Origin of the sequence: Burkholderia sp. BCC0397 (assembly GCF_902832865.1) — a bacterium.
Classification (GTDB): Bacteria; Pseudomonadota; Gammaproteobacteria; order Burkholderiales; family Burkholderiaceae; genus Burkholderia.
In genome coordinates this window covers 390809-412616 of record NZ_CADFDL010000003.1, presented here as the reverse complement: position 1 = coordinate 412616, position 21808 = coordinate 390809, and the positions used below count along the sequence as shown (strand labels likewise).

The window sequence follows — 21808 nt, the reverse complement described above, 5'->3', positions numbered from 1 at the left end:
CGCGACGAGGCGGACGATCAGTCCTGATGCACGCCCTGCGAGGCCGACAGCATCCGCTCCACGTACCGCGCGATCATGTCGATTTCGAGATTGACCTTGTCGCCGGCCTTCACGTGACGCAGCGTCGTGACTTCGACCGTATGCGGAATCAGGTTGATCGAGAATTCGCAGCCGTCCGCGCGATCGTCGACCGTGTTGACGGTCAGGCTCACGCCGTTCACCGTGATCGAGCCCTTGTACGCGAGATAGCGGCCGAGTTCGCGCGGCGCGACGATCCGCAGTTCGTGCGACTCGCCGACCGGTGCGAAGCGCGACACGGTGCCGAGCCCGTCCACATGGCCCGACACGATATGCCCGCCGAGGCGGTCGTGCGCGCGCAGCGCCTTCTCGAGGTTCACGTCGCCGGGCTGTGCGAGGCCGACCGTGCGGTTCAGGCTTTCGCGCGACACGTCGACGTCGAACGCGGTATCGGTTTTTTCGATCACCGTCATGCACGCGCCCTGGATCGCGATGCTGTCGCCGAGCGCGACATCGGCGAGGTCGAGGCCGCCGGCCTGCACGGTCAGCCGCACACCCGCGTCGGGCGACGCGCCGAGCGGGGCGATCGATTCGATGCGGCCGACGGCCGCGACAATTCCGGTAAACATCGTGACGATTCCGTTCAGTGTGAGGTGTCGGGCGGCGCGAACCGCGCGAGGATCCGCAGGTCGTCGCCGATTCGCTCGATACCGTGGAACGACAGTCGGGTGCGCACATCGAGGCTCGCCGGCGCGGCGAGGTCGAACATGCCGGCCGCGTCGGCGCCGAGCAGGCTCGGCGCGAGATAGACCAGCAGTTCGTCCACGCACCGCTCGCGCAGCAGCGAGCCGTTCAGCTTGTGGCCGGCCTCGACGTGCAGCTCGTTGACGCCGCGTGCGCCGAGCGCCGCCAGCATCGCGGGCAGGTCGACCTTGCCGTGCGCATTCGCGAGCGGCACGATTTCCGCGCCGCGCGACTTCAGCACGTTCGCGCGGACTTCGCCGCCAGCGTCGAGCCGGCCGCAGAAGATCAGCAGCGGCGCGCCTTCGAGCAGCCGCGCATCGAGCGGCAGGTCGAGGCGGCTGTCCACCAGGATGCGCTGCGGCTGACGCGGCGTGTCGATGCCGCGCACGGTCAGCAGCGGATTGTCCTCGCGCACGGTGCCGATGCCGGTGAGGATCGCGCACGCGCGTGCGCGCCACGCGTGCCCGTCGAGGCGCGCGGCCTCGCCGGTGATCCACTGGCTTTCGCCGGACGGCAGCGCGGTGCGGCCGTCGAGCGACGCGGCGGTCTTCATCCGCACCCACGGGCGGCCGCGCGTCATCCGCGACACGAAGCCGATGTTCAGCTCGCCGGCTTCGTTCGCGAGCAGCCCGCAGCGCACGTCGATGCCCGCATCGCGCAGCATCCCGAGGCCGCGCCCCGACACCTGCGGATTCGGGTCTTCCATCGCCGCGACGACCTTCGCGACGCGCGCGTCGATCAGCGCGTTTGCGCACGGCGGCGTGCGGCCGAAATGACTGCACGGTTCGAGCGTCACGTAGACGGTCGAACCCGCGACGTCGTGGCCGCGCGAACGCGCGTCCTTCAGCGCTTGCACTTCCGCGTGATCCTGGCCGGCCGGCTGCGTGAAGCCTTCGCCGATCACGTCGCCGTTCTTGACGATCACGCAGCCGACGCGCGGATTCGGCGCGGTCGTGTACATCCCGCGCGCGGCGAGCGCGAGCGCGCGCTGCATGTGGGCGAAATCGGTATCCGAGAACATGCGCGCGGCCCCGGGTCAGGCGGCGAGTGCCGCGAACGCGCGGCGCGCGGCCGCGAGCGTCGCGTCGATCACCGCGTCGTCGTGCGTGCTCGACACGAAGCCGGCTTCGTACGCGGACGGCGCGAAGTACACGCCCTCGTCGAGCATCAGGTGGAAGAAGCGGTTGAAGCGCTCGGTGTCGCTCTTCGTGACTTCCGCGAAGCTGCCCGGCACGCGCTCGGCGAAGTACAGGCCGAACATCGCGCCGATCGAGTCGGCCGCGAACGGCACGCCGGCCGCGCGCGCTTCGGCCGCGAGGCCGTCGGCGAGCCGCTTGGTCTGCGCGGTGAGCGCATCGTAGAAGCCCGGCGCCTGGATCAGCTGCAGCGTCTTCAGGCCCGCGGCGACCGCGATCGGGTTGCCCGACAGCGTGCCGGCCTGGTAGACGCCGCCGAGCGGCGCGAGGTGCGCCATGATGTCGCGGCGGCCGCCGAACGCGGCGGCCGGCATCCCGCCGCCGATCACCTTGCCGAGGCAGGTGAGGTCGGCCGCGATGCCGTAGTACGCCTGCGCGCCGCCGAGCGCGACGCGGAACCCGCACATCACCTCGTCGAAGATCAGCACGGCGCCGTGCTTCGTGCACAGTGCGCGCAGCGCGTTCAGGAATTCGGGCGTGCCGCGCACGAGGTTCATGTTACCCGCGACGGGCTCGACGATCACCGCGGCGATCTCGTCGCCGAACGCGCCGAACGCTTCCTCGAGCGCGGCGACGTTGTTGTATTCGAGGACGGTCGTGTGCTTCGCGATGTCGGCGGGCACGCCGGCCGACGTCGGGTTGCCGAACGTCAGCAGGCCCGAGCCGGCCTTGACCAAAAGACTATCCGCGTGGCCGTGGTAGCAGCCCTCGAACTTGACGATGCGGCTGCGGCCCGTGAAGCCGCGCGCGAGGCGCAGTGCGCTCATCGTGGCCTCGGTGCCGCTCGACACCATCCGCACCTGCTCGATCGACGGCACGAGCTTGCAGATTTCCTCGGCGATCTCGATCTCGGCTTCGGTCGGTGCGCCGAACGAGAAGCCGTCGGCGAGCACGTTCTGCACGGCCGACAGGACTTCCGGATGGACGTGGCCGACGATCATCGGGCCCCACGAGCCGATGTAGTCGATGTACTGCTTGCCGTCGGCATCCCAGAAATACGGGCCTTGCGCGCGCGCGACGAAGCGCGGCGTGCCGCCGACCGAACGGAACGCGCGCACCGGCGAGTTGACGCCGCCGGGAATGGTCTTCTGGGCGCGTTCGAAGAGGATCTGATTGTTGGACATGAGCGAAACCTGCGAGAGAACGGCGCGGGGGCCTGTGCACGGGCCGCGGCGCCTGGGCGGAACGATCGTCTGATTGTACCGGAGACACGCGCGGCAGGCCGACCGACCGGTCCGCGGCCTTTCGGCGCGCGGGGGAATCGGCCTGACGGAAAAGGCGCGCCTGATTCGACCCGGTTTCCGGTTATCGCGGCGGCTTGCGCTTGCCGGTCAGCTCGGCCCAGCGCTTTTCGAGCGGGCCTTCGGCCATCGGCTTGATCGACGTGCCGGAGCTCTGCGCATCCCAGGTCTGTACCGAATACGGATGGACGCGCAGCGCGTCGCGCGCGATCACGACGTCCTGGTGCGCGTCGACCAGCCAGTCGTACACGAAGTCGATGCACAGCCGGTAGCCGCGCTTGGTCGACGGATCGGGCACCTTGTACGGCGCGCGCGTCACGTAACCGGAGCCGAACACGCCCTTGGGCTCCTTCGCGACGCGGTGCAGGAACACGCGGTCGCCCGGCAGGATGCCGCGCGCGAAGCCGCAGCCCCACACGTCATGCACGGCCTCGCCGGCCTTCACGCGCGCGGCGACGTCGGGCAACTCGGGCCATGGCCATTTCTTGGGGCTCCAGATCAGCAGGAAAGCGGTCATCGGTTCGGTCGTACGTCGAATGGGTCAGACAAAAGAGGCGGGCGGCAGCAAGCTTAATCGAATCCGCCCGCGCGATTGTTGGTGCACGACGAGCGTGGGCGTTTCCCCGCCCGCCGCCGCACGCGGTCCGAGGCACGCAAAAAAGTTGCGCGTACAATCATGGGCCTGAACGCGCCGCTTGCAGCGCGGCTTCCCGTCTTCACCGCCACGCGCGCCCCGATGCGCGCGGGCTCCCATTCCGGATACCCATGTCCCACGTCGTCCGGCGCCGGCCCGATGCCCGGCTGATCCTGTTGCTCGGCGCGCTCGCGGCCTGCGGGCCGATCGCCACCGACATGTACCTGCCGAGCCTGCCGTCGATCGCCGCCGGCTTCTCCGTCACCCCGGGCGCCGCGCAGCGCACGCTGACGAGCTTCATGGCCGGCTTCTCGATCGGCATGCTGCTGTACGGCCCGCTGTCCGACACGTGGGGCCGCCGCCCCGTGCTGCTCGGCGGGATCGCGCTGTTCACGCTCGCGAGCATCGGCTGCTTCGTGGCGGGCTCGATCGACATGCTGATCGTCGTGCGCTTTTTGCAGGCGCTCGGCGCCGGCGCCGCGTCGGTGCTCGCGCGTGCGATCGCGCGCGATGCGCACGAGCCGAGCGACGCGGCGAAGGTGCTGTCGATGGTCGCGATCGTCACCGCGGTCGGGCCGCTGCTCGCGCCGCTGATCGGCGGCCAGATCCTGCGTTTCTCCGGCTGGCGCGGCGTGTTCGTCGTGCTGGCCGTGTTCGGCGCGATATGCGCGACGACCGCTTACCTGCGCGTGCCCGAAACCTGGCCGAAGGAGCGGCGCAAGAGCGCGGCCGTGCTCGCGTCGTTCGCATCGTACGGGCGCATCCTGTCCGACCCCGTCGCATGGGGGCACATGCTGTGCGGCGGGATGGCGTTCGCGTCGATGTTCTCGTACATCACCGCGACGCCGTTCGTGTACATCGAGTATTTCCACGTGTCGCCGCAGCACTACGGGCTGTTGTTCGGCCTGAACGTCGTCGGGATCATGATCGGCAACTTCGCGAACACGCGGCTCGTCGGCCGCCTCGGTTCGCTGCGCATCATCGCGGCCGCGTCGCTCGTGAGCTGCATCGCGTCGCTCGCGGTCGCGCTCGTCGCGCTGACGGGGTGGGGCGGGTTGTGGTCGATCGTCGTGTGCCTGTTCTTCGTCGTCGGCGTGGTCGGGATTTTGTCCGCGAACTGCACGACCGACCTGATGCACCGCTATCCGCACAACGCGGGCGCGTCGGCGGCCGTGTTCGGCGCGATGCAGCTCGCGCTCGGCGCGCTGGCGAGCGTCGCGATCGGCGCACTCGCGGACGGCACGCCGTTCGCGATGGGCGTGACGATCGGTGTGTCGGGCGTGCTGTGTTTCGCCGGGCGCTACCTCGTGCTGCGCTGGCACGGCCGGCCGGTGAAAGCGGGCGCCTGAACCGCACCGCCAGCGGGGCCGCACAATGAAAAACGCCACCGCGCGCGATGCGCCGGTGGCGTTTTTCATTGGGACGCGGGCGGCGGCGGTGGCCGTGCCGCGCGTCAGTCCCGCGCGACGTCCTTCGCCGCCGGCGACGCGCCGTGGCTCAGCCAGTCGAGCACGTCGGCCGTTTCGTCGTCGCTGGCGCGCGCCTTCGCCTGCGCAACGGCCTCGGGCAGCTCGCCGTTGGTCGACGCGCGACGGATCGCGACGCCGACCGCGAGGATGTCGATCATCACCAGGTGCAGGATCCGCGAGATCATCGACAACTGCGATTCGCGCATCTCGATGTGGTCGGTCTCGAGCGCGACGGTCGCGCGCTTCGCGAGCGGCGTGTTGCTCGACGTGATCGCGATCACCTTCGCGCCGGCCTGCATCGCGACGTCGAGCACGCGCAGCAGCTCCGGCGCGCGTCCCGACTTCGACACCGCGACGATCACGTCGCCCTTGCCGAGCAGCGCGGCTGACGCGGCCTGCATGTACAGGTCGCCGTACGCGATCGTCGGAATCCCGAAGCGGAAGAACTTGTAGTGCGCGTCCTGCGCGACGATGTTCGAGTTGCCGAGCCCGTAGAACTCGATGCGCCGCGCGCCGTTCAGGATCTCGATCGCGTTCTCGACGTGCTCGAAATTCAGGTGTTCGCGCAGTTGCAGGATCGCCGATACCGTGTTGTCGAGCACCTTCGCGCCGAAGTCGGTGGCCGTATCGCCGAGATGCACCTGGCTGTGGCTCATCGGGATCGTGCCGGTGAGGCCGGTCGCGAGCTTCAGCTTGAAGTCCGACAGCCCCTGGCAGCCGAGCGAGCGGCAGAAGCGGATCACGGTCGGCTGGCTCACGTCGGCCTTGCGCGCGATGTCGATGATCGGATCGTTGATGATCGAGCGCGGATGGTTCAGCGCGAGATCGGCGACGCGGCGCTCGGCCGGCGTCAGCGCGTCGCGCATCTGGCGGATCCGCTCGAACACGGCCGACGACGCACCGCCCGAACGGTTCGACAACTGCTCCGCTAGGATCGCCGACACGCCGAGGAACGCCGGGTATTCGGCGGTGATCAGGTAGGTCGGGATGTTCTCGAGATAGTGCGTGAAGCGGCCCTTCGCCTCGAAGCGCGCGCGGAACGACGAGCGCGTGAACAGCTCGCCCAGCTTCAGCGCGACGCCGCCGCCGATGTACACGCCGCCGAGCGCGCCGAGCGTGAGCGCGACGCTGCCTGCGAACGCGCCGAGAATCCCGCAGAAGCATTCAACCGCTTCGAGCGCGAGCGCGTCGCCCGCATGCGCGCGCTCGACGATCTCGACCGTGTCGACGGACGCGGCCACCCGCTTCTTGTCGCGCGCGGCGAGCGCACGATAGATGATCTCCATGCCGGGGCCTGCGCATACGCGCTCGAATGACACGTGCGGAAACTTCTTGCGCGCGTATTGCAGCACCAGATCCTCGCGCTCGTCCTGCGGCGCGAACGATGCGTGACCGCCTTCGCTGCCGAGCGCGATCCAGCGGTCGTCCGCCGGAATCAGGCCCGACACGCCGAGCCCGGTGCCGGGCCCGAGCAGGCCGATCACGCTGTTCTGGCGGCGCGTGCCGCCGCCGATCTGCACGCGCTGCGCATCGGTCAGGCCCGGCAGCGCCATCGCGAGCGCGGTGAAATCGTTGACGACCAGCAGCGTGTCGAAGCCGAGCGCGCGGCGCGTCGCCTCGATCGAGAAGCGCCAGTCGTGGTTGGTCATCGTGACCTGATCGCCGTCGACCGGGTTCGCGATCGCGATCGCCGCGTGGTTCACGCGGCTGATCTTCACATCCTTCAGATACTTGCGGATCGCGTCGGTGATCGTCGGATAGTCGGCGCCGGGATACACGCGGATCTGCGTGATCTCGCCCGGGCCGGTTTCCAGCGCGAAGCGCGCGTTGGTGCCGCCGACGTCCGCGAGCAGGCGCGGGCCGTCGGCATGCTGACCCGCGACGACCGCCTTACTTTGCGCACCAGTAGACATCGAGCTGGGTCCCCTTGTCGTTGGCTAGTTGGGAAATCGCGTTCTTCTGCAGCGACGCGGCCGCGGCATCGAGCACGTCGCGTTTGCGGGCGCCCGCGATCAGCAGGAACAGCCGGTCGACGCGCTTCAGCGCATCGAGCGAATAGCTCACGCGTGCATGGGGCGCCGCGCCCGGATGCACGGCGACGAAACGCTCGGGCGTCGTGATCGCGTGGTCCCATTCGGGTGCGTCGGCGAAGATCGACGCGGTGTGGCCGTCCTCGCCCATGCCGAGCACCGCGACGGTCGGCACGCGGTAGTCGGCGTTCGCGTTCAGCGCGGCGATGTGCGCGTCGAGCGTGGTGCGCGTGTCGACGAGCGGCAGGAAGCGGGCAGGGGCCGCCGCGTGCTGCAGCAGCGTGTCGCGCACGAGTTGTGCGTTGCTGGCCGCGTCGTCGTCCGGCACCCAGCGGTCGTCGACCAGCGTGACGTCGACGCCGGCCCAGTCGAGCGCCGCATGCGACAGCGTGTGCAGGAACGGGCGCGGGCTGGTGCCGCCGGACACCGCGAGCGTCGGGCGCACGGGGGCGGCGAGCGCCGCGCGCAGCGCGTCGCCGACGGCGCGCGCGAGCGCTTCGCTTTGCGCTTCCTGGGTGTCGAAAGCGTGGATCTCGATCACATCTCCTCCGGACTGCTTTGTCTGTTCAAATCGTACGAATCGTGAGGCGCGTTGCCGCGTACGGTGGCGTACGCGGTAACGGTTTGCATCAGTTTTCTTCTTCGAGCCAGCAGGTGTCGTGCTGCGCGAGCATCGCGCTCGACGCGGCCGGCCCCCACGTGCCCGCCGCGTACGGCTTCGGCGGCTTCAGCGTGCGCGCCCATTCGTTCAGGATCGGCTCGACCCACTGCCATGCGGCCTCCTGTTCGTCGCGGCGCACGAAGAGGGCGAGCCGGCCGTTGATCACGTCGAGCAGCAGGCGCTGGTACGCCTCCATCTGCCCTTCCTTGAAGAACTGGTCGAACGCGAGGTCGAGGTGCACGCTCGCGAGGTTCATCCCTTCGCCCGGCTGCTTCGCGAGGCAGTAGAGGCGGATCGTCTCGTTCGGCTGCAGCCGGATCACGAGACGGTTCGCACCGGGGCGCAGCGCGGTCGGTCCGAGCGCCGAATGCGGCACCGGGCGGAAGTTGACGACGATCTCCGCGACGCGGTCGGCCAGACGCTTGCCGGTGCGCAGGAAGAACGGCACGCCGGCCCAGCGCCAGTTCTCGATCTCGACCTTCAGCGCGACGAAGGTTTCGGTCTGGCTGTCGGGCTTCACGCCCGGCTCGGTCGCATAGGCCGGCACCTGCGCGCCCTTGATCACGCCCGCATGATACTGGCCGCGCACCGCGACCTTGCCGATGTCGCGCGGATCGATCGGCTTGAGCGCGCGCAGCACGCGCAGCTTCTCGTCGCGCACCGAGTCGGAATCCATCGAGTGCGGCGGCTCCATCGCGACGATCGACAGCAGCTGCAGCAGGTGGTTCTGCACCATGTCGCGCAGCGCGCCCGTATTGTCGTAGAAATCGCCGCGCGCCTCGACGCCGAGCTCCTCGGCGATCGTGATCTGGATGCTCTCGACCCATTCGCGGCGCCACAGCGGCTCGAACAGCGCATTGCCGAAGCGCAGCGCGAGCAGGTTCTGTACCGGCTCCTTGCCGAGGTAGTGGTCGATCCGGTAGATCTGGTCTTCCGCGAAGATCTCGCCGACCGCGTCGTTGATCGCGTTCGACGACTTCAGGTCGTAGCCGAGCGGCTTCTCGAGCACGATGCGCGAGCCTTCGTTCAGGCCGACCGACGCGAGCGCCTTGCAGATCGGCACGAACAGCGACGGGCCCGTCGCGAGATAGAACACGCGGATGCCGGGCAGCGATGCGACCGCGTCGCGCAGCACGACGTAGTCCTCCGCGCGGCCGAGATCGAGCTTCACGTATTCGATACGGTCGAGAAACGACTTCCATGCCACATCGTCGAATGCGTTGCCGGCCGCCTTCGCCGCATGCGGCTTCACGTGCGTGTCGACCCATTCGAGATAGGCCGCCCGATCCGATTCGTGTCGCGCCACGGCGACGATCCGGCCGCTCGCCGCCAGCATGTTCGCGCGGTGCGCTTCGAACAGCGCGGGCAGGATCTTGCGCATCGACAAATCGCCGGTGCCGCCGAAAAGTACGAAGGTAAAGCTGGAATCGGTATGCATGTGTCTCCGCCGTGTTGGGGGGCTGGGAAGCGATCCGTAGTGCGATAAAAATATTTTTGACACTGAATTGTAGTTTAACTACAATCCGCCGCAAGGGGTAGCACCTGGGTGAAGAAAAAAAGAAGTGCGGTCGATGAACTGCGCGAGCTTCGCCTTCGGGAACGCCTTGTGCCGAATGTTATCGGACATTGGTGGCGTGCATCGTCAGCGCGCCGCCGGCCCCGGGCTCGCGTCGCATCATCGCGGCGGGCCAGAAACACAAAGAGGAGACACGCCGTTGAATCTCGATTCACGCTTTCTGTAAGAGCCCGGCCGGTCATCGGCCCCGTACGCTGCATGCGTCCCGCGGCTCGATTTCCCCGTCGTTATCAAGAAGCCGGTTCCCGGTCAGGGAACCTCACGAGTTGATTCAGTCTGGAGGAGATAAGTAATGAAAGTTCGCTCGATCATGGGCGCGCTCTGCGCCGCAGGCCTGATGGCTGGCGCCGTGGCGGCGCAGGCAGCCGAGAACGTAACCGTGCTGCACTGGTGGACCTCGGGCGGCGAGTCGAAGGCCGTCGGCGTGCTGAAGGACGACGTGCAGAAGCAGGGCTACGTGTGGAAGGACTTCGCGGTCGCGGGCGGCGCCGGCGCCGCGGCGATGACCGCGCTGAAGACCAAGGTGATCAGCGGCGATTCTCCGTCGGCCGCGCAGATCAAGGGCCCGCTGATCCAGGACTGGGCCGACCAGGGCGTGCTCGTCAACATCGATTCGGCTGCCGGCGACTGGAAGCAGAACCTGCCGCCTGAAATCGACAAGATCATCAAGTACAAGGGCCATACCGTCGCCGCGCCGTTCTCGGTGCACCGCGTCAACTGGCTGTACATCAACAAGGCCGCGCTCGACAAGGTCGGCGCGAAGGTGCCGACCACCTGGCCCGAATTCTTCGCGGTGGCCGACAAGCTGAAGGCGGCGGGCATCCAGCCGGTCGCGATGGGCGGCCAGCCGTGGCAGGACCTGACGCTGTGGGAAGACGTCGTGCTGTCGCAGGGCCCCGCGTTCTACAAGAAGGCGCTGGTCGACCTCGACCAGGCGACGCTGACGTCGCCGCAGATGCTGTCGGTGTTCGATACGGTGCGCAAGATCCAGGGCTACTTCGACACGGGCCGTAACGGCCGCGACTGGAACCTCGCGACCGCGATGGTCATCAACGGCAAGGCCGGCATGCAGTTCATGGGCGACTGGGCGAAGGGCGAGTTCGAGAACGCCGGCAAGAAGGCGGGCAAGGACTACGTCTGCGCGCCGGTGCCGGGCACCGCGAATTCGTACACGTTCAACGTCGACTCGTTCGTGTTCTTCCAGCAGAAGGGCGAGAAGAACGCGACGCCGGGCCAGCTCGCGCTCGCGAAGACGATCATGACGCCGGAGTTCCAGGAGCAGTTCAGCCTGCTGAAGGGTTCGGTGCCGGTGCGTCTCGGCGTGAAGATGGACAAGTTCGACGACTGCGCGAAGAAGTCGTATGCCGACGAGCAGACCGCGATCAAGTCGGGCGGCTTCGTGCCGTCGCTCGCACACGGCATGGCGCAAAGCGACGCGACCGCCGGCGCGATCACGGACGTCGTGACGAAGTTCATGAACTCGCAGCAGGATTCGAAGAGCGCGGTCGCCGCGCTCGCGAAGGCCGCGAAGGTCAAGTAACGCGCGCCAGGCGCCCGGCCGGAAACGCTTCATCGGCCGGGCGTTTTTGCATGTGCAGCAAACGGGCTCGCCCGCGGGCCCGTGCCGTACCCGGCGCCGGCCCGGCCTGCGTCGCCCTCGTTCCAGGAGTCGAATCAAGTGGCTGCCCCTCTTAGCGGAAACGGATCCGGCGCTGCCGCCGCACGGCGTACGTCGCCGATGTCGGCCTTCGCCGATCGCTGGATCCCGAAGCTCGTGCTCGCGCCGAGCGTCGCGATCGCCGTGGTATTCATCTACGGCTTCATCCTGATTACCGGCTATCTGTCGCTGACCCGCTCGCGGCTGTTGCCCAACTACGAATTCGACGGCTTCGGCCGTTACACGGACCTGTTCCAGAACGACGTGTGGTGGACCTCCGCCGCGAACCTCGGCTGGTTCGGGATTCCGTTCATCGCGATCTGCGTCGGGCTCGGCCTGTTCCTCGCGATCCTGCTCGACCAGCGGATCCGCAACGAAGGCGCGCTGCGCGCGATCTTCCTGTACCCGATGGCGCTGTCGTTCATCGTGACCGGCACCGCGTGGCAGTGGATCCTGAACCCGGGCCTCGGCCTCGAGAAGGTGATGCACGACTGGGGCTGGACGAGCTTCTCGTTCGGCTGGCTCGACGATCCGGACAAGGCGATCTTCTGCGTGGTGATCGCGGCCGTGTGGCAGTCGACCGGCTTCGTGATGGCGCTGTTCCTCGCGGGGCTGCGCGGCGTCGACGGCGAGATCTTCAAGGCCGCGCAGGTCGACGGCGCGACGCTGCCGACCATCTACCGCAAGATCGTGATCCCGAGCATGCGGCCGGTGTTCTTCTCGGTGCTGCTGATCCTCTGCCACATCACGATCAAGACCTTCGACCTCGTCGTCGCGCTGACGGCCGGCGGCCCGGGCACGTCGTCGTCGTTGCCGGCCATGTTCATGTACACGTTTTCGTTCAACCGCGGCCAGCTCGGGCTCGGCGCGGCGTCCTCGGTGATGATGCTCGCGACCGTGGTCGCGGTGCTGGTGCCGCTGATGTATATGGAATCGAGGAGCACCCGCAATGCAGCCTAAGATGACGATCAGCCGGGCGGTGATCTATGCGGCACTGATCCTGTTCGCGCTGTATTTCCTGTTCCCGATCTACGTGATGCTGTCGACGTCGTTCAAGGATCTCGACCAGCTGCGCACCGGCAACCTGCTGACGCCGCCCACCACGTGGACCGTCGACCCGTGGGTGAAGGCGTGGAGCGGCGCCTGTACCGGCGTGCGCTGCGACGGGATGAAGCCGTTCTTCCTGAACTCGCTGCAGATGGTGATCCCGGCCGTGCTGATCTCGTCGCTGATCGGCGCGTTCAACGGCTACGTGCTCACGCACTGGCGCTTTCGCGGCGCGGACGCGCTGTTCACGATGATGCTGGTCGGCTGCTTCATTCCGTTCCAGGTGATCCTGCTGCCGATGGCGCGCCTGCAGGGGATGCTCGGCCTCGCCAACACGATTCCGGGCCTCGTGTTCGTGCACGTCGTGTACGGGATCGCGTTCACGACGATGTTCTTCCGCAACTTCTACGTGAGCGTGCCGGCCGAACTCGTGAAGGCCGCGCGCATCGACGGCGCCGGTTTCTTCACGATCTTCACGAAGATCCTGCTGCCGGTGTCGCTGCCGATCTTCATGGTGTGCCTGATCTGGCAATTCACGCAGATCTGGAACGACTTCCTGTTCGGGATCGTGTTCTCCGGCGTCGATTCGATGCCGATCACGGTGGCGCTGAACAACCTCGTCAACACGTCGACGGGCGTGAAGGAATACAACGTCGACATGGCCGGTGCGATCATCGCCGCGCTGCCGACGCTGCTCGTCTACGTCGTTGCCGGCCGCTACTTCGTGCGCGGGCTGACGGCGGGCGCGGTGAAGGGGTAAGCGCGGCTTTATCCGATACGACGAACCGGCCGCGCACGACGCGCGGCGCATCGAAACGAACCCGACGCGGCGCCGCAGTGCGCCGCGCGAGACGAGACAGAGGATTCACAGCATGGCAAGCCTTTCCATCCGTGACGTGTACAAGACCTACCCGAACGGGGTGCCGGTCCTGAAGGGTGTCGACATCGAGATCGAGGACGGACAGTTCCTGATCCTGGTCGGCGGCTCGGGCTGCGGGAAATCGACGCTGCTCAACATGATCGCCGGCCTCGAGACGGTGACGAGCGGCGAGATCTGCATCGACGGCAAGGTCGTCAACGACCTGTCGCCGAAGGATCGCGACATCGCGATGGTGTTCCAGTCGTACGCGCTGTATCCGTCGATGACGGTGCGCGAGAACATCTCCTTCGGGCTGAACATCCGCAAGGTGCCGAAGAACGAGCAGCAGCAGATCGTCGACCGTGTGTCGTCGATGCTGCAGATCCAGCACCTGCTCGACCGCAAGCCGGGCCAACTGTCGGGCGGCCAGCGCCAGCGCGTCGCGATGGGCCGCGCGCTTGCACGCGATCCGTCGCTGTTCCTGTTCGACGAACCGCTGTCGAACCTCGACGCGAAGCTGCGCATCGAGATGCGCGCGGAAATCAAGCTGCTGCACCAGCGTCTCGGCACGACGATCGTCTACGTGACGCACGACCAGATCGAGGCGATGACGCTCGGCGATCGCATTGCGGTGATGAAGGACGGCGTGGTCCAGCAGTTCGGTGCGCCGCAGGAGATCTACGATTCGCCGTCGAACCTGTTCGTCGCGGGCTTCATCGGCGCGCCGCCGATGAACTTCATCAACGGCAAGCTGGTCGAGCAGGGCAGCGGGATCGCGCTCGAGATCGACACGGGCCTCGCGCGCAGCGCGCTGATCCTGCCGTTCGACGCGGCGAAGCTGAAGTCGCACGTCGGCCGCGAGGTGATCCTCGGCCTGCGTCCGGAGCGCATCACCGATGCGCGCAACGCGCACAACGGCGAGGCGTCGAAGCTGCAGCCGATCGACGTGCGCGTCGACGTGACCGAGCCGACCGGCCCGGACACGCACGTGTTCGCGCAGGTGAACGGCAAGCGGATCGTGAGCCGCGTGCATCCGGCCGCGAACCCGCAGCCGGGGCAGACGCAGTCGCTGCTGTTCGACGTGTCGAAGGCCGTGCTGTTCGACCCGGCGTCGGAAGAGCGGATCGCGTGACGCGGCGCTTGCGCGCTGAATGAAGGAGAAGGGGCCGTTTCGATGAACGGCCCCTTTTGTTTTTGGCGCTGAAAGTCGGGGCTGCGGCGGCAGTCAATGCGGCAACCGCACGTCGAACTTGAACGTCGCGAGCCGGGCGACGAGGATGAAGCCGGTCGCGAGCAGCACGCTGTACACCGAGTCGAACTGCAGCCACACGAGCAGCAGGTAGAACCAGCAGCCGACGAACGCGCAGGTCGCGTACGGCCGCGAATCGCGCAGGATCAGCGGGATGTCGTTGCACAGCACGTCGCGCACGATCCCGCCGACCACGCCGGTAATCACGCCCATCATCACCGCGATGAAGCGCGGCATCTCGGCGTCGAGCGCGATCGACGTGCCCGAGATGCTGAAGATGCCGAGCCCGATCGCATCGGCGATCAGCAGCAGCCGTTCGGCCGACAGCCGCGACAGCATCCGCAGCACGAACGGCGCGAACAGCGCGAGCACGAAGATCGCGATCACGTAGTCGTCGTGCACGACCCAGTAGAACGGCCGGCGCTCGAGCAGGATGTCGCGCAGCGTGCCGCCGCCGAATGCGGTCGCGAGCGCGACGACGAACGTGCCGACCGAGTCGAGGCGGTTCTTGCGCGCCTCGATGAACCCCGAAATCGCGAAAGCCAGCGTGGCGATCGCCTCCAGTACCGCGATCGCGAGCGTCAGCCTAGGATGCGGCACGCGGCCCCCGGTCGGCCGGCGCCGGGTGCGGCTGCAGCAGCACCAGCACCGCGCCAGCGCCGCCGTCGTGGCCGCGCGCCTCGCAGAATGCGATCACTTCTTCCTTCTGCACGAGCCATGCGCGCACCTTGCCCTTCAGCACCGGTTCCTTGCCGATCGAGCCGAGCCCCTTGCCGTGGATCACGCGCAGGCAGCGCAGCCCTTTCTTGCCGGCTTCGCGGATGAATTCGGCGAGCGCGTCGCGCGCTTCGTCGCGCCGCATGCCGTGCAGATCGATTTGCGCCTGCACGATCCACGCCCCGCTCCTCAGCTTGCGCACGACGTCGCGGCTGATGCCGGGGCGGTGGTAATACAGCGAGTCGTCGCTGTCGAGCAGCGTCTCGGGATCGAATTCGTCGGACAACGTCGCGTTCAGCACGGCTTCCTCGTCGCGCTGCGTCTGTTTCGGCACCGGGTCGGGCGGCATGCGGCCCGACGACGCGCGCGGCGGCGCGTTCAGCGGCCGGATCGTGCCGATTTCGTTGCGGAACAGATTCGCGTCGGCTTCCGCCTTGCGCTCGGCCTTCGCGGTTTCGATGCGCGTGCGTTCGCGACGATCGGCTTCGCCTTGCAGCGACTTGCGCAATGCGCCGAGGCCCGCGAGGCCCTGGCCGCGCAACGCGGCCGCATCGGGCACGGGCGGCGGCGCCTCGGGCGCCGGGGTCACGGGACGGGCAGCGATCTTCCGCTTTGCGGGATCGCTCGGATGGGGCTGGTTCTTCGCCATGATTCGGTAACAGGGCAGGCGCGTTCGGGCGCGCGGGCACAAAAAAAGCCGCTGCGCGGCGGCAGCGGCTTTCCGGTCGAGCCCGCTTCGCGGCAGCGGACGCCATTGTAGCGCCCGCCGCGGCAAGGCTCCCGGCTTACTTCTTGTCGTGCAGGGTTTCGAGGTAGCGCTGCGCGTCGAGCGCGGCCATGCAGCCCGTGCCGGCGCTGGTGATCGCCTGGCGGTACACGTTGTCCTGCACGTCGCCTGCGGCGAACACGCCCGGCACGCTCGTCGACGTCGCGTTGCCGTGCAGGCCGCTCTTCGTCAGGATGTAGCCGTCCTTCATCTCCAGCTGGCCCTGGAACAGGTCGGTGTTCGGCTTGTGGCCGATCGCGACGAACACGCCCTGCACGTGCAGGTCTTCCGTCGAGCCGGTCTTCACGTTCTTGATGCGCAGGCCCGTGACGCCCGAATCCTCGCCCGTCACTTCGTCGAGCACGTGATCCCACTTGATGTCGACGACGCCTTCCTTCTGCTTCTCCAGCAGGCGGTCGATCAGGATCGGCTCCGCGCGGAACTTGTCGCGGCGATGGATCACCGTGACCTTCTTCGCGATGCCGGTCAGGTAGAGCGCTTCCTCGACGGCCGTGTTGCCGCCGCCGATCACCGCGACTTCCTGGTTGCGATAGAAGAAGCCGTCGCAGGTCGCGCAGGCCGACACGCCCTTGCCCATGAACGCTTCCTCGGAAGCCAGGCCGAGATACTGCGCGGACGCGCCGGTCGCGATGATCAGCGAGTCGCACGTGTATTCGCCCGAGTCGCCGATCAGGCGGATCGGCTGCTCGTGCAGCTTCGCGGTGTGGATGTGGTCGAAGACGATTTCGGTGTTGAAGCGCTCGGCATGCTCGAGGAAGCGCGCCATCAGTTCCGGACCCTGCACGCCTTTCGCGTCAGCCGGCCAGTTTTCGACGTCGGTCGTGGTCATCAGCTGCCCGCCCTGCGCGATGCCGGTGATCAGCACCGGGGACAGGTTGGCGCGGGCCGCGTAGACGGCGGCCGTGTAGCCGGCGGGGCCGGAACCGAGAATCAGGACTTTGGCGTGTTTGGGCGTGGACATGTGCGAATCCGTAAAAGGCGGCTGCGGCGGGCGGGATAAGGCTCGCCGGACGGTCCGGGTTGACCGGGATGCCGTCATAGATGGGTATCAGACGCGCATTATAAAGGCCCCGTTGTTGCGCTGCCGAACGAGAGTTTCAATCGCGACGATAGCGTTTCGCGGCGCGCGGTCCGTACGGCGCAGCGGTCCGGGCGGCCACGCACCAGGCGGCGACGCATCGCCGCAGGCGCGAACCGCCGGCCGGCTTGCGACCGCCGGCGGCACCGGTTCGGCAGCCCGTCCCCGTTATGTAACCGTCATTTACACTTGGCGGCCCGGTGCAGCGTTTACAATGAGCGCGATCGAACGACAGGCGGGCGCATGGCCCGTCCTCTTTATACGGATTCATGGCAAAAGCTCCTTATTCCGCCCAGGCACAGGCGTTGCCGCACCGGATGTCGAAGCTCCTCACGGAGATCCGCTGGATTCTCCAGGTCGCGCTCTGCGCCTTTCTGGTGATGGCCCTGCTGAGCTACAGCCGGCGCGATCCGAGCTGGACGCACGCCGCCCAGGTCGATCACATCTCGAACTGGGCCGGCCGCGTCGGCGCGTGGACGGCCGACATCATCCTGCTGCTGTTCGGCCTGTCGGCCTACTGGCTGATCGTGCCGCTCGGGCGGCGCATCGCCGTCAACTACCGCCGCATCACGCGCCACGACGCGATTCCGGACGAACCGGAGCGGCCGATCGGCTGGCTCACCGAAATCTTTGCGTTCGTGCTGGTCGTGCTCGCGTGCGACGGCATCGAGGCGCTGCGCATGTGGTCGCTGAAGGTGCAGTTGCCGCGCGCGCCGGGCGGCGTCGTCGGCGAGGCCGTCGCGGGCGCGATGTCGCATGCGTTCGGCTTCACGGGCGGCACGCTGCTGCTGTTGATCGCGCTCGCGATCGGCCTGTCGCTGTATTTCCGTTTCTCGTGGCTGTCGGTCGCCGAGCGCGTCGGCGGCGCGATCCTGTCCGCCGTCAACGTCGCGAAGCTGCGCCGCGAGGCCGAGCGCGACCGCAAGCTCGGCGAGGCCGCGGCGGTGCGCCGCGAAGGCAAGGTCGAAGAGGAGCGCGTGCGCATCGAGGATCACGAGCCGGTGACGATCGTGCCGCCGGTCGTCACGCCCGCGAAGTCCGAGCGTGTCGAGCGCGAGCGCCAGGTGCCGCTGTTCACCGACCTGCCGGGCGATTCGACGCTGCCGCCGGTGTCGCTGCTCGACCCGGCGCCGAAGACGCAGGAAGCGATTTCCGCCGATACGCTCGAATTCACGTCGCGCCTGATCGAGAAGAAGCTGAAGGACTTCGGCGTCGAGGCGAGCGTCGTCGCCGCGTATCCGGGGCCGGTCGTCACGCGCTACGAGATCGAGCCGGCCACCGGCGTGAAGGGCAGCCAGATCGTCAACCTCGCGAAGGATCTCGCGCGTTCGCTGTCGCTCGTGTCGATCCGCGTGGTCGAGACGATTCCCGGCAAGAACTACATGGCGCTCGAACTGCCGAACCAGCGCCGCCAGACGGTACATCTGTCCGAGATCATCGGCTCGGAAGTCTATGCGGCCGCGTCGTCGGCGCTGACGCTGAGTCTCGGCAAGGACATCGGCGGCAAGCCGGTGTGCGCGGATCTCGCGAAGATGCCGCACCTGCTGGTCGCCGGCACGACCGGTTCGGGCAAGTCGGTCGGGATCAACGCGATGATCCTGTCGCTGCTGTACAAGGCCACCGCCGAGCAGGTGCGCCTGATCCTGATCGATCCGAAGATGCTCGAAATGAGCGTCTACGAAGGCATTCCGCACCTGCTGTGCCCGGTCGTCACCGACATGCGCCAGGCCGGCCATGCGCTGAACTGGACGGTCGCGGAGATGGAGCGCCGCTACAAGCTGATGAGCAAGCTCGGCGTGCGCAACCTCGCGGGCTACAACAACAAGATCGACGATGCGGCGAAGCGCGAGGAGAAGATCCCGAACCCGTTCAGCCTGACGCCGGAAGATCCTGAGCCGCTCGGCCGCCTGCCGAACATCGTCGTCGTGATCGACGAGCTGGCCGACCTGATGATGGTCGTCGGCAAGAAGGTCGAGGAGCTGATCGCGCGGATCGCGCAGAAGGCGCGTGCGGCCGGCATCCACCTGATCCTCGCGACGCAGCGTCCGTCGGTCGACGTGATCACCGGCCTGATCAAGGCGAACGTGCCGACGCGGATCGCGTTCCAGGTGTCGTCGAAGATCGACTCGCGCACGATTCTCGACCAGATGGGCGCCGAGTCGCTGCTCGGGATGGGCGACATGCTCTACCTGCCGCCCGGCTCGGGGCTGCCGGTGCGCGTGCACGGCGCGTTCGTCGCCGACGACGAAGTGCATCGCGTCGTCGAGAAGCTCAAGGAGCACGGCGAGCCGAACTATGTCGAAGGGCTGCTCGAAGGCGGCACCGCCGACGGCGACGAGGGCTCGGCCGGCGCGGGAACCGGCGAAGGCGGCGGCGAGTCTGATCCGCTGTACGACCAGGCGGTCGAGATCGTCGTCAAGAACCGCCGCGCGTCGATCTCGCTCGTGCAGCGCCACCTGCGGATTGGCTACAACCGCGCGGCGCGGCTGCTCGAGCAGATGGAGCAGTCGGGGCTCGTGTCGGCGATGTCGTCGAGCGGCAACCGCGAAATTCTTGTGCCGGCGCGCGACGCGGAATGAGTCCGCGGCGCCCGCAGCGCCGGCCACCCAGGGAGAAAACCGCATCATGCAGCAACTTTCGTTCGTCCCTTCCCTTCGTTCGACGCGGCGCTGGCTCGGCGCGGCGCTCGCCGGCGCATCGCTGATGCTCGCGGCGACGCACGCGTTCGCGGGCGGCACCGAGCAACTGAAGGCCTTCGTGTCGCAGGTGCGTTCGGCGAAGGGCGATTTCACGCAGCAGATCGTCAAGGCGCCGGCCAAGGGCGCGAGCGCCGCGCAGGCCGCGCCGAAGCCCACCGACAATTCGAGCGGCACGTTCGTGTTCGCGCGGCCGGGCAAGTTCATCTGGACGTACCAGAAGCCGTACCAGCAGGTGCTGCAGGCCGACGGCGACAAGCTCTACGTGTACGACCGCGACCTGAACCAGGTCACCGAGCGCAAGCTGAACGGCGCGCTGGGCGCGAGCCCCGCGGCGATCCTGTTCGGCAGCAACGATCTCGACAAGAACTACACGCTGCGCGATGCCGGCGAGAAGGGCGGCATCGAATGGCTCGAGATGCTGCCGAAGGCGCAGGACACGCAGTTCCAGCGGATCGGCATCGGCTTCCGGAACGGCACGCTCGCCGCGATGGAGCTGCACGACGTGTTCGGCAACGTGACGCTGCTGACCTTCACGAACATCCAGACGAACCCGTCGCTGAAGGGCGATACGTTCAAGTTCGTCGTGCCGAAGGGCGCGGACGTGATCAACGGCTGACCTTCGTTGCGCCGTTTTCCCGACACGGGCCTGCCGGCGACGGCAGGCCCGTGTTGTTTTGGGACGCGTGTAACAGGCGCGTGCACCGGGCGCCGGCACTGCACACCGTGCCCCGGCGGCGCCGTCGCGCGGCTGTCATAATGTCGGGTCCGGCGGCCGGTTTGGCCGCGACCGTTTGATGTGGAGCGAGGGTTCATGTCCGACCTGTTTCAAGTCGAGCCGCGCCGCCCGCTCGCCGAGGCGCTGCGGCCGAAAACGCTCGCCGAGGTGATCGGCCAGACGCATTTGCTGGGCGAAGGCAAGCCGCTGCGGCTCGCGTTCGAATCGGGCAAGCCGCATTCGATGATTCTGTGGGGGCCGCCCGGCGTCGGCAAGACGACGCTCGCGCGGCTCACCGCGCTCGCGTTCGACTGCGAGTTCATCGCGCTGTCCGCGGTGCTCGGCGGCGTGAAGGACATCCGCGAGTCGATGGAGCAGGCGAAGGACACGCTGAATCGCACCGGCCGCCACACGATCCTGTTCGTCGACGAGATCCACCGCTTCAACAAGGGACAGCAGGACGCACTGCTGCCGTTCGTCGAGTCGGGCCTCGTGACCTTCATCGGCGCGACGACCGAAAACCCGAGTTTCGAGGTCAATTCGGCGTTGCTGTCGCGTGCGCAGGTGTACGTGCTGAAGTCGCTGAGCGACGACGAGATGCGCCAGCTGCTCAAGCGTGCGCAGGAAATCGCGCTCGACGGCCTCGCGTTCGACGACAAGGCGATCGATACGCTGGTCGGCTACGCGGACGGCGACGCGCGCCGCTTCCTGAACCTGCTCGAACAGGCGCAGACGGCGGCGACGTCGGCCGGGGTCACGACGATCGATGCCGATTTCGTCAGCAACGCGATGACACTGAACGCGCGGCGCTTCGACAAGGGCGGCGACAACTTCTACGACCAGATTTCGGCGCTGCACAAGTCGGTGCGCGGCTCGAGCCCGGACGGCGCGTTGTACTGGTTCTGCCGGATGATCGACGGCGGCGCGGATCCGAAATATCTCGCGCGGCGCATCGTGCGGATGGCGTGGGAAGACATCGGCCTGGCCGATCCGCGCGCGTTGCAGGTGGCGAACGACGCGGCCGAGACCTACGAACGGCTCGGCTCGCCGGAAGGCGAACTCGCGCTCGGGCAGGCCGTGATCTATCTCGCGTGCGCGGCGAAGAGCAACGCCGGCTACAACGCGTTCAACCAGGCGATGGCGTTCGTGAAGCAGGACAAGTCGCGCGAGGTGCCCGTGCACCTGCGCAACGCGCCGACCAAGCTGATGAAGGAGCTCGGTTACGGCCACGCTTATCGTTACGCGCACGACGAGCCGAACGCATACGCGGCCGGCGAGACGTACCTGCCGGACGGGATGCGCGAGCCGCGCTGGTACCAGCCGGTGCCGCGCGGGCTCGAATCGAAGATCGCCGACAAGCTCGCATGGCTGCGCGAGCTAGACCGGGAGGCCGGCAAGAAGGACTGACGGTGCTGCGCGGGCCGCGCCGGC

The 21808-nt window shown here is 67.6% G+C and carries 18 protein-coding genes; 8 read left to right on the top strand and 10 right to left on the bottom strand.

Annotation, left to right across the window (positions count from 1 at the left end):
- Positions 1 to 17: 17 nt before the first annotated feature.
- The 4 genes from HWX03_RS12030 to HWX03_RS12015 form a co-directional block, all read right to left on the bottom strand.
- Complete coding sequence (locus HWX03_RS12030) at positions 18 to 647, bottom strand: riboflavin synthase (RefSeq protein WP_175871371.1); 630 nt, start codon at positions 645 to 647, stop codon at positions 18 to 20.
- A gap of 14 nt (positions 648 to 661) precedes the next feature.
- Entirely contained in the window at positions 662 to 1783 is a 1122-nt protein-coding gene (ribD, locus tag HWX03_RS12025; protein WP_175871370.1) for a bifunctional diaminohydroxyphosphoribosylaminopyrimidine deaminase/5-amino-6-(5-phosphoribosylamino)uracil reductase RibD, read from the bottom strand.
- Positions 1784 to 1798: 15 nt separating this feature from the next.
- Positions 1799 to 3082 (bottom strand): glutamate-1-semialdehyde 2,1-aminomutase, encoded by a 1284-nt coding sequence (gene hemL / locus HWX03_RS12020; RefSeq protein WP_174387716.1) that lies wholly within the window; start codon positions 3080 to 3082, stop codon positions 1799 to 1801.
- Between the two features lie 181 nt (positions 3083 to 3263).
- Positions 3264 to 3716: a hypothetical protein gene (locus HWX03_RS12015; RefSeq protein WP_175871369.1), complete on the bottom strand. Its 453-nt coding sequence runs from the start codon at positions 3714 to 3716 to the stop codon at positions 3264 to 3266.
- A gap of 248 nt (positions 3717 to 3964) precedes the next feature.
- Here HWX03_RS12015 and HWX03_RS12010 point away from each other — a divergent pair, with 248 nt between their 5' ends.
- On the top strand, positions 3965 to 5182 hold the full coding sequence (locus HWX03_RS12010; protein WP_175871368.1) for a Bcr/CflA family multidrug efflux MFS transporter: 1218 nt from the start codon (positions 3965 to 3967) through the stop codon (positions 5180 to 5182).
- 104 nt (positions 5183 to 5286) lie between these two features.
- Here the strand turns inward: HWX03_RS12010 and HWX03_RS12005 are convergent, their stop codons facing one another.
- The 3 genes from HWX03_RS12005 to zwf form a co-directional block, all read right to left on the bottom strand.
- The gene (locus tag HWX03_RS12005) at positions 5287 to 7215 is read right to left on the bottom strand and encodes a bifunctional transcriptional regulator/glucokinase (protein WP_175871367.1); all 1929 of its coding nucleotides are present in this window, start codon (positions 7213 to 7215) and stop codon (positions 5287 to 5289) included.
- A complete protein-coding gene (gene pgl / locus HWX03_RS12000) occupies positions 7193 to 7873 on the bottom strand; it encodes a 6-phosphogluconolactonase (RefSeq protein WP_175871366.1) in 681 nt (226 codons plus the stop codon). The genes HWX03_RS12005 and pgl overlap by 23 nt, the downstream gene beginning before the upstream one ends.
- A gap of 88 nt (positions 7874 to 7961) precedes the next feature.
- The gene (gene zwf / locus HWX03_RS11995) at positions 7962 to 9431 is read right to left on the bottom strand and encodes a glucose-6-phosphate dehydrogenase (protein WP_175871365.1); all 1470 of its coding nucleotides are present in this window, start codon (positions 9429 to 9431) and stop codon (positions 7962 to 7964) included.
- 430 nt (positions 9432 to 9861) lie between these two features.
- On the opposite strand from zwf, the gene HWX03_RS11990 reads away from it, so the two are divergent.
- The 4 genes from HWX03_RS11990 (at position 9862) to ugpC (ending at position 14264) form a co-directional block, all read left to right on the top strand.
- Positions 9862 to 11109, top strand: a complete 1248-nt coding sequence (locus HWX03_RS11990) for an ABC transporter substrate-binding protein (protein ID WP_175820350.1) — start codon at positions 9862 to 9864, stop codon at positions 11107 to 11109.
- A gap of 138 nt (positions 11110 to 11247) precedes the next feature.
- Entirely contained in the window at positions 11248 to 12186 is a 939-nt protein-coding gene (locus tag HWX03_RS11985; protein WP_011544827.1) for a sugar ABC transporter permease, read from the top strand.
- Positions 12176 to 13033, top strand: coding sequence for a carbohydrate ABC transporter permease (locus tag HWX03_RS11980; RefSeq protein WP_174433186.1), 858 nt, complete (start codon positions 12176 to 12178; stop codon positions 13031 to 13033). The genes HWX03_RS11985 and HWX03_RS11980 overlap by 11 nt, the downstream gene beginning before the upstream one ends.
- A gap of 112 nt (positions 13034 to 13145) precedes the next feature.
- Positions 13146 to 14264, top strand: coding sequence for a sn-glycerol-3-phosphate ABC transporter ATP-binding protein UgpC (gene ugpC, locus HWX03_RS11975; protein ID WP_175871364.1), 1119 nt, complete (start codon positions 13146 to 13148; stop codon positions 14262 to 14264).
- A gap of 93 nt (positions 14265 to 14357) precedes the next feature.
- Here the strand turns inward: ugpC and HWX03_RS11970 are convergent, their stop codons facing one another.
- From HWX03_RS11970 to trxB, 3 genes are all read right to left on the bottom strand, one after another.
- Complete coding sequence (locus tag HWX03_RS11970) at positions 14358 to 14981, bottom strand: trimeric intracellular cation channel family protein (protein ID WP_069621128.1); 624 nt, start codon at positions 14979 to 14981, stop codon at positions 14358 to 14360.
- Positions 14968 to 15747 carry a Smr/MutS family protein gene (locus HWX03_RS11965; RefSeq protein WP_175871363.1) on the bottom strand — a complete coding sequence of 260 codons (780 nt, stop codon included), beginning with the start codon at positions 15745 to 15747 and terminating at the stop codon, positions 14968 to 14970. The genes HWX03_RS11970 and HWX03_RS11965 overlap by 14 nt, the downstream gene beginning before the upstream one ends.
- A 136-nt stretch (positions 15748 to 15883) precedes the next feature.
- Entirely contained in the window at positions 15884 to 16846 is a 963-nt protein-coding gene (gene trxB / locus HWX03_RS11960; protein ID WP_175820348.1) for a thioredoxin-disulfide reductase, read from the bottom strand.
- 386 nt (positions 16847 to 17232) lie between these two features.
- Between trxB and HWX03_RS11955 the strand changes: the two genes are divergently transcribed.
- The 3 genes from HWX03_RS11955 to HWX03_RS11945 all read left to right on the top strand — a co-directional run bounded on the left by HWX03_RS11955 (position 17233) and on the right by HWX03_RS11945 (position 21784).
- On the top strand, positions 17233 to 19542 hold the full coding sequence (locus tag HWX03_RS11955; RefSeq protein ID WP_175820347.1) for a DNA translocase FtsK: 2310 nt from the start codon (positions 17233 to 17235) through the stop codon (positions 19540 to 19542).
- Positions 19543 to 19588: 46 nt separating this feature from the next.
- The gene (lolA, locus tag HWX03_RS11950) at positions 19589 to 20278 is read left to right on the top strand and encodes an outer membrane lipoprotein chaperone LolA (protein ID WP_175871362.1); all 690 of its coding nucleotides are present in this window, start codon (positions 19589 to 19591) and stop codon (positions 20276 to 20278) included.
- A 195-nt stretch (positions 20279 to 20473) separates the two neighbouring features.
- Positions 20474 to 21784 carry a replication-associated recombination protein A gene (locus HWX03_RS11945; protein ID WP_175820346.1) on the top strand — a complete coding sequence of 437 codons (1311 nt, stop codon included), beginning with the start codon at positions 20474 to 20476 and terminating at the stop codon, positions 21782 to 21784.
- Positions 21785 to 21808: the final 24 nt, after the last annotated feature.

Coding starts and splice junctions, on each gene's coding strand:
- HWX03_RS11990 (WP_175820350.1), top strand. CDS start 9,862: ATGAAAGTTCGCTCGATCATGGGCGCGCTCTGCGCCGCAGGCCTGATG.
- HWX03_RS11980 (WP_174433186.1), top strand. CDS start 12,176: ATGCAGCCTAAGATGACGATCAGCCGGGCGGTGATCTATGCGGCACTG.
- zwf (WP_175871365.1), bottom strand. CDS start 9,431: ATGCATACCGATTCCAGCTTTACCTTCGTACTTTTCGGCGGCACCGGC.
- HWX03_RS11965 (WP_175871363.1), bottom strand. CDS start 15,747: ATGGCGAAGAACCAGCCCCATCCGAGCGATCCCGCAAAGCGGAAGATC.
- hemL (WP_174387716.1), bottom strand. CDS start 3,082: ATGTCCAACAATCAGATCCTCTTCGAACGCGCCCAGAAGACCATTCCC.
- HWX03_RS11945 (WP_175820346.1), top strand. CDS start 20,474: ATGTCCGACCTGTTTCAAGTCGAGCCGCGCCGCCCGCTCGCCGAGGCG.
- HWX03_RS11955 (WP_175820347.1), top strand. CDS start 17,233: ATGGCAAAAGCTCCTTATTCCGCCCAGGCACAGGCGTTGCCGCACCGG.
- HWX03_RS12015 (WP_175871369.1), bottom strand. CDS start 3,716: ATGACCGCTTTCCTGCTGATCTGGAGCCCCAAGAAATGGCCATGGCCC.
- HWX03_RS12010 (WP_175871368.1), top strand. CDS start 3,965: ATGTCCCACGTCGTCCGGCGCCGGCCCGATGCCCGGCTGATCCTGTTG.
- ugpC (WP_175871364.1), top strand. CDS start 13,146: ATGGCAAGCCTTTCCATCCGTGACGTGTACAAGACCTACCCGAACGGG.
- HWX03_RS12030 (WP_175871371.1), bottom strand. CDS start 647: ATGTTTACCGGAATTGTCGCGGCCGTCGGCCGCATCGAATCGATCGCC.
- lolA (WP_175871362.1), top strand. CDS start 19,589: ATGCAGCAACTTTCGTTCGTCCCTTCCCTTCGTTCGACGCGGCGCTGG.
- HWX03_RS12005 (WP_175871367.1), bottom strand. CDS start 7,215: ATGTCTACTGGTGCGCAAAGTAAGGCGGTCGTCGCGGGTCAGCATGCC.
- trxB (WP_175820348.1), bottom strand. CDS start 16,846: ATGTCCACGCCCAAACACGCCAAAGTCCTGATTCTCGGTTCCGGCCCC.
- ribD (WP_175871370.1), bottom strand. CDS start 1,783: ATGTTCTCGGATACCGATTTCGCCCACATGCAGCGCGCGCTCGCGCTC.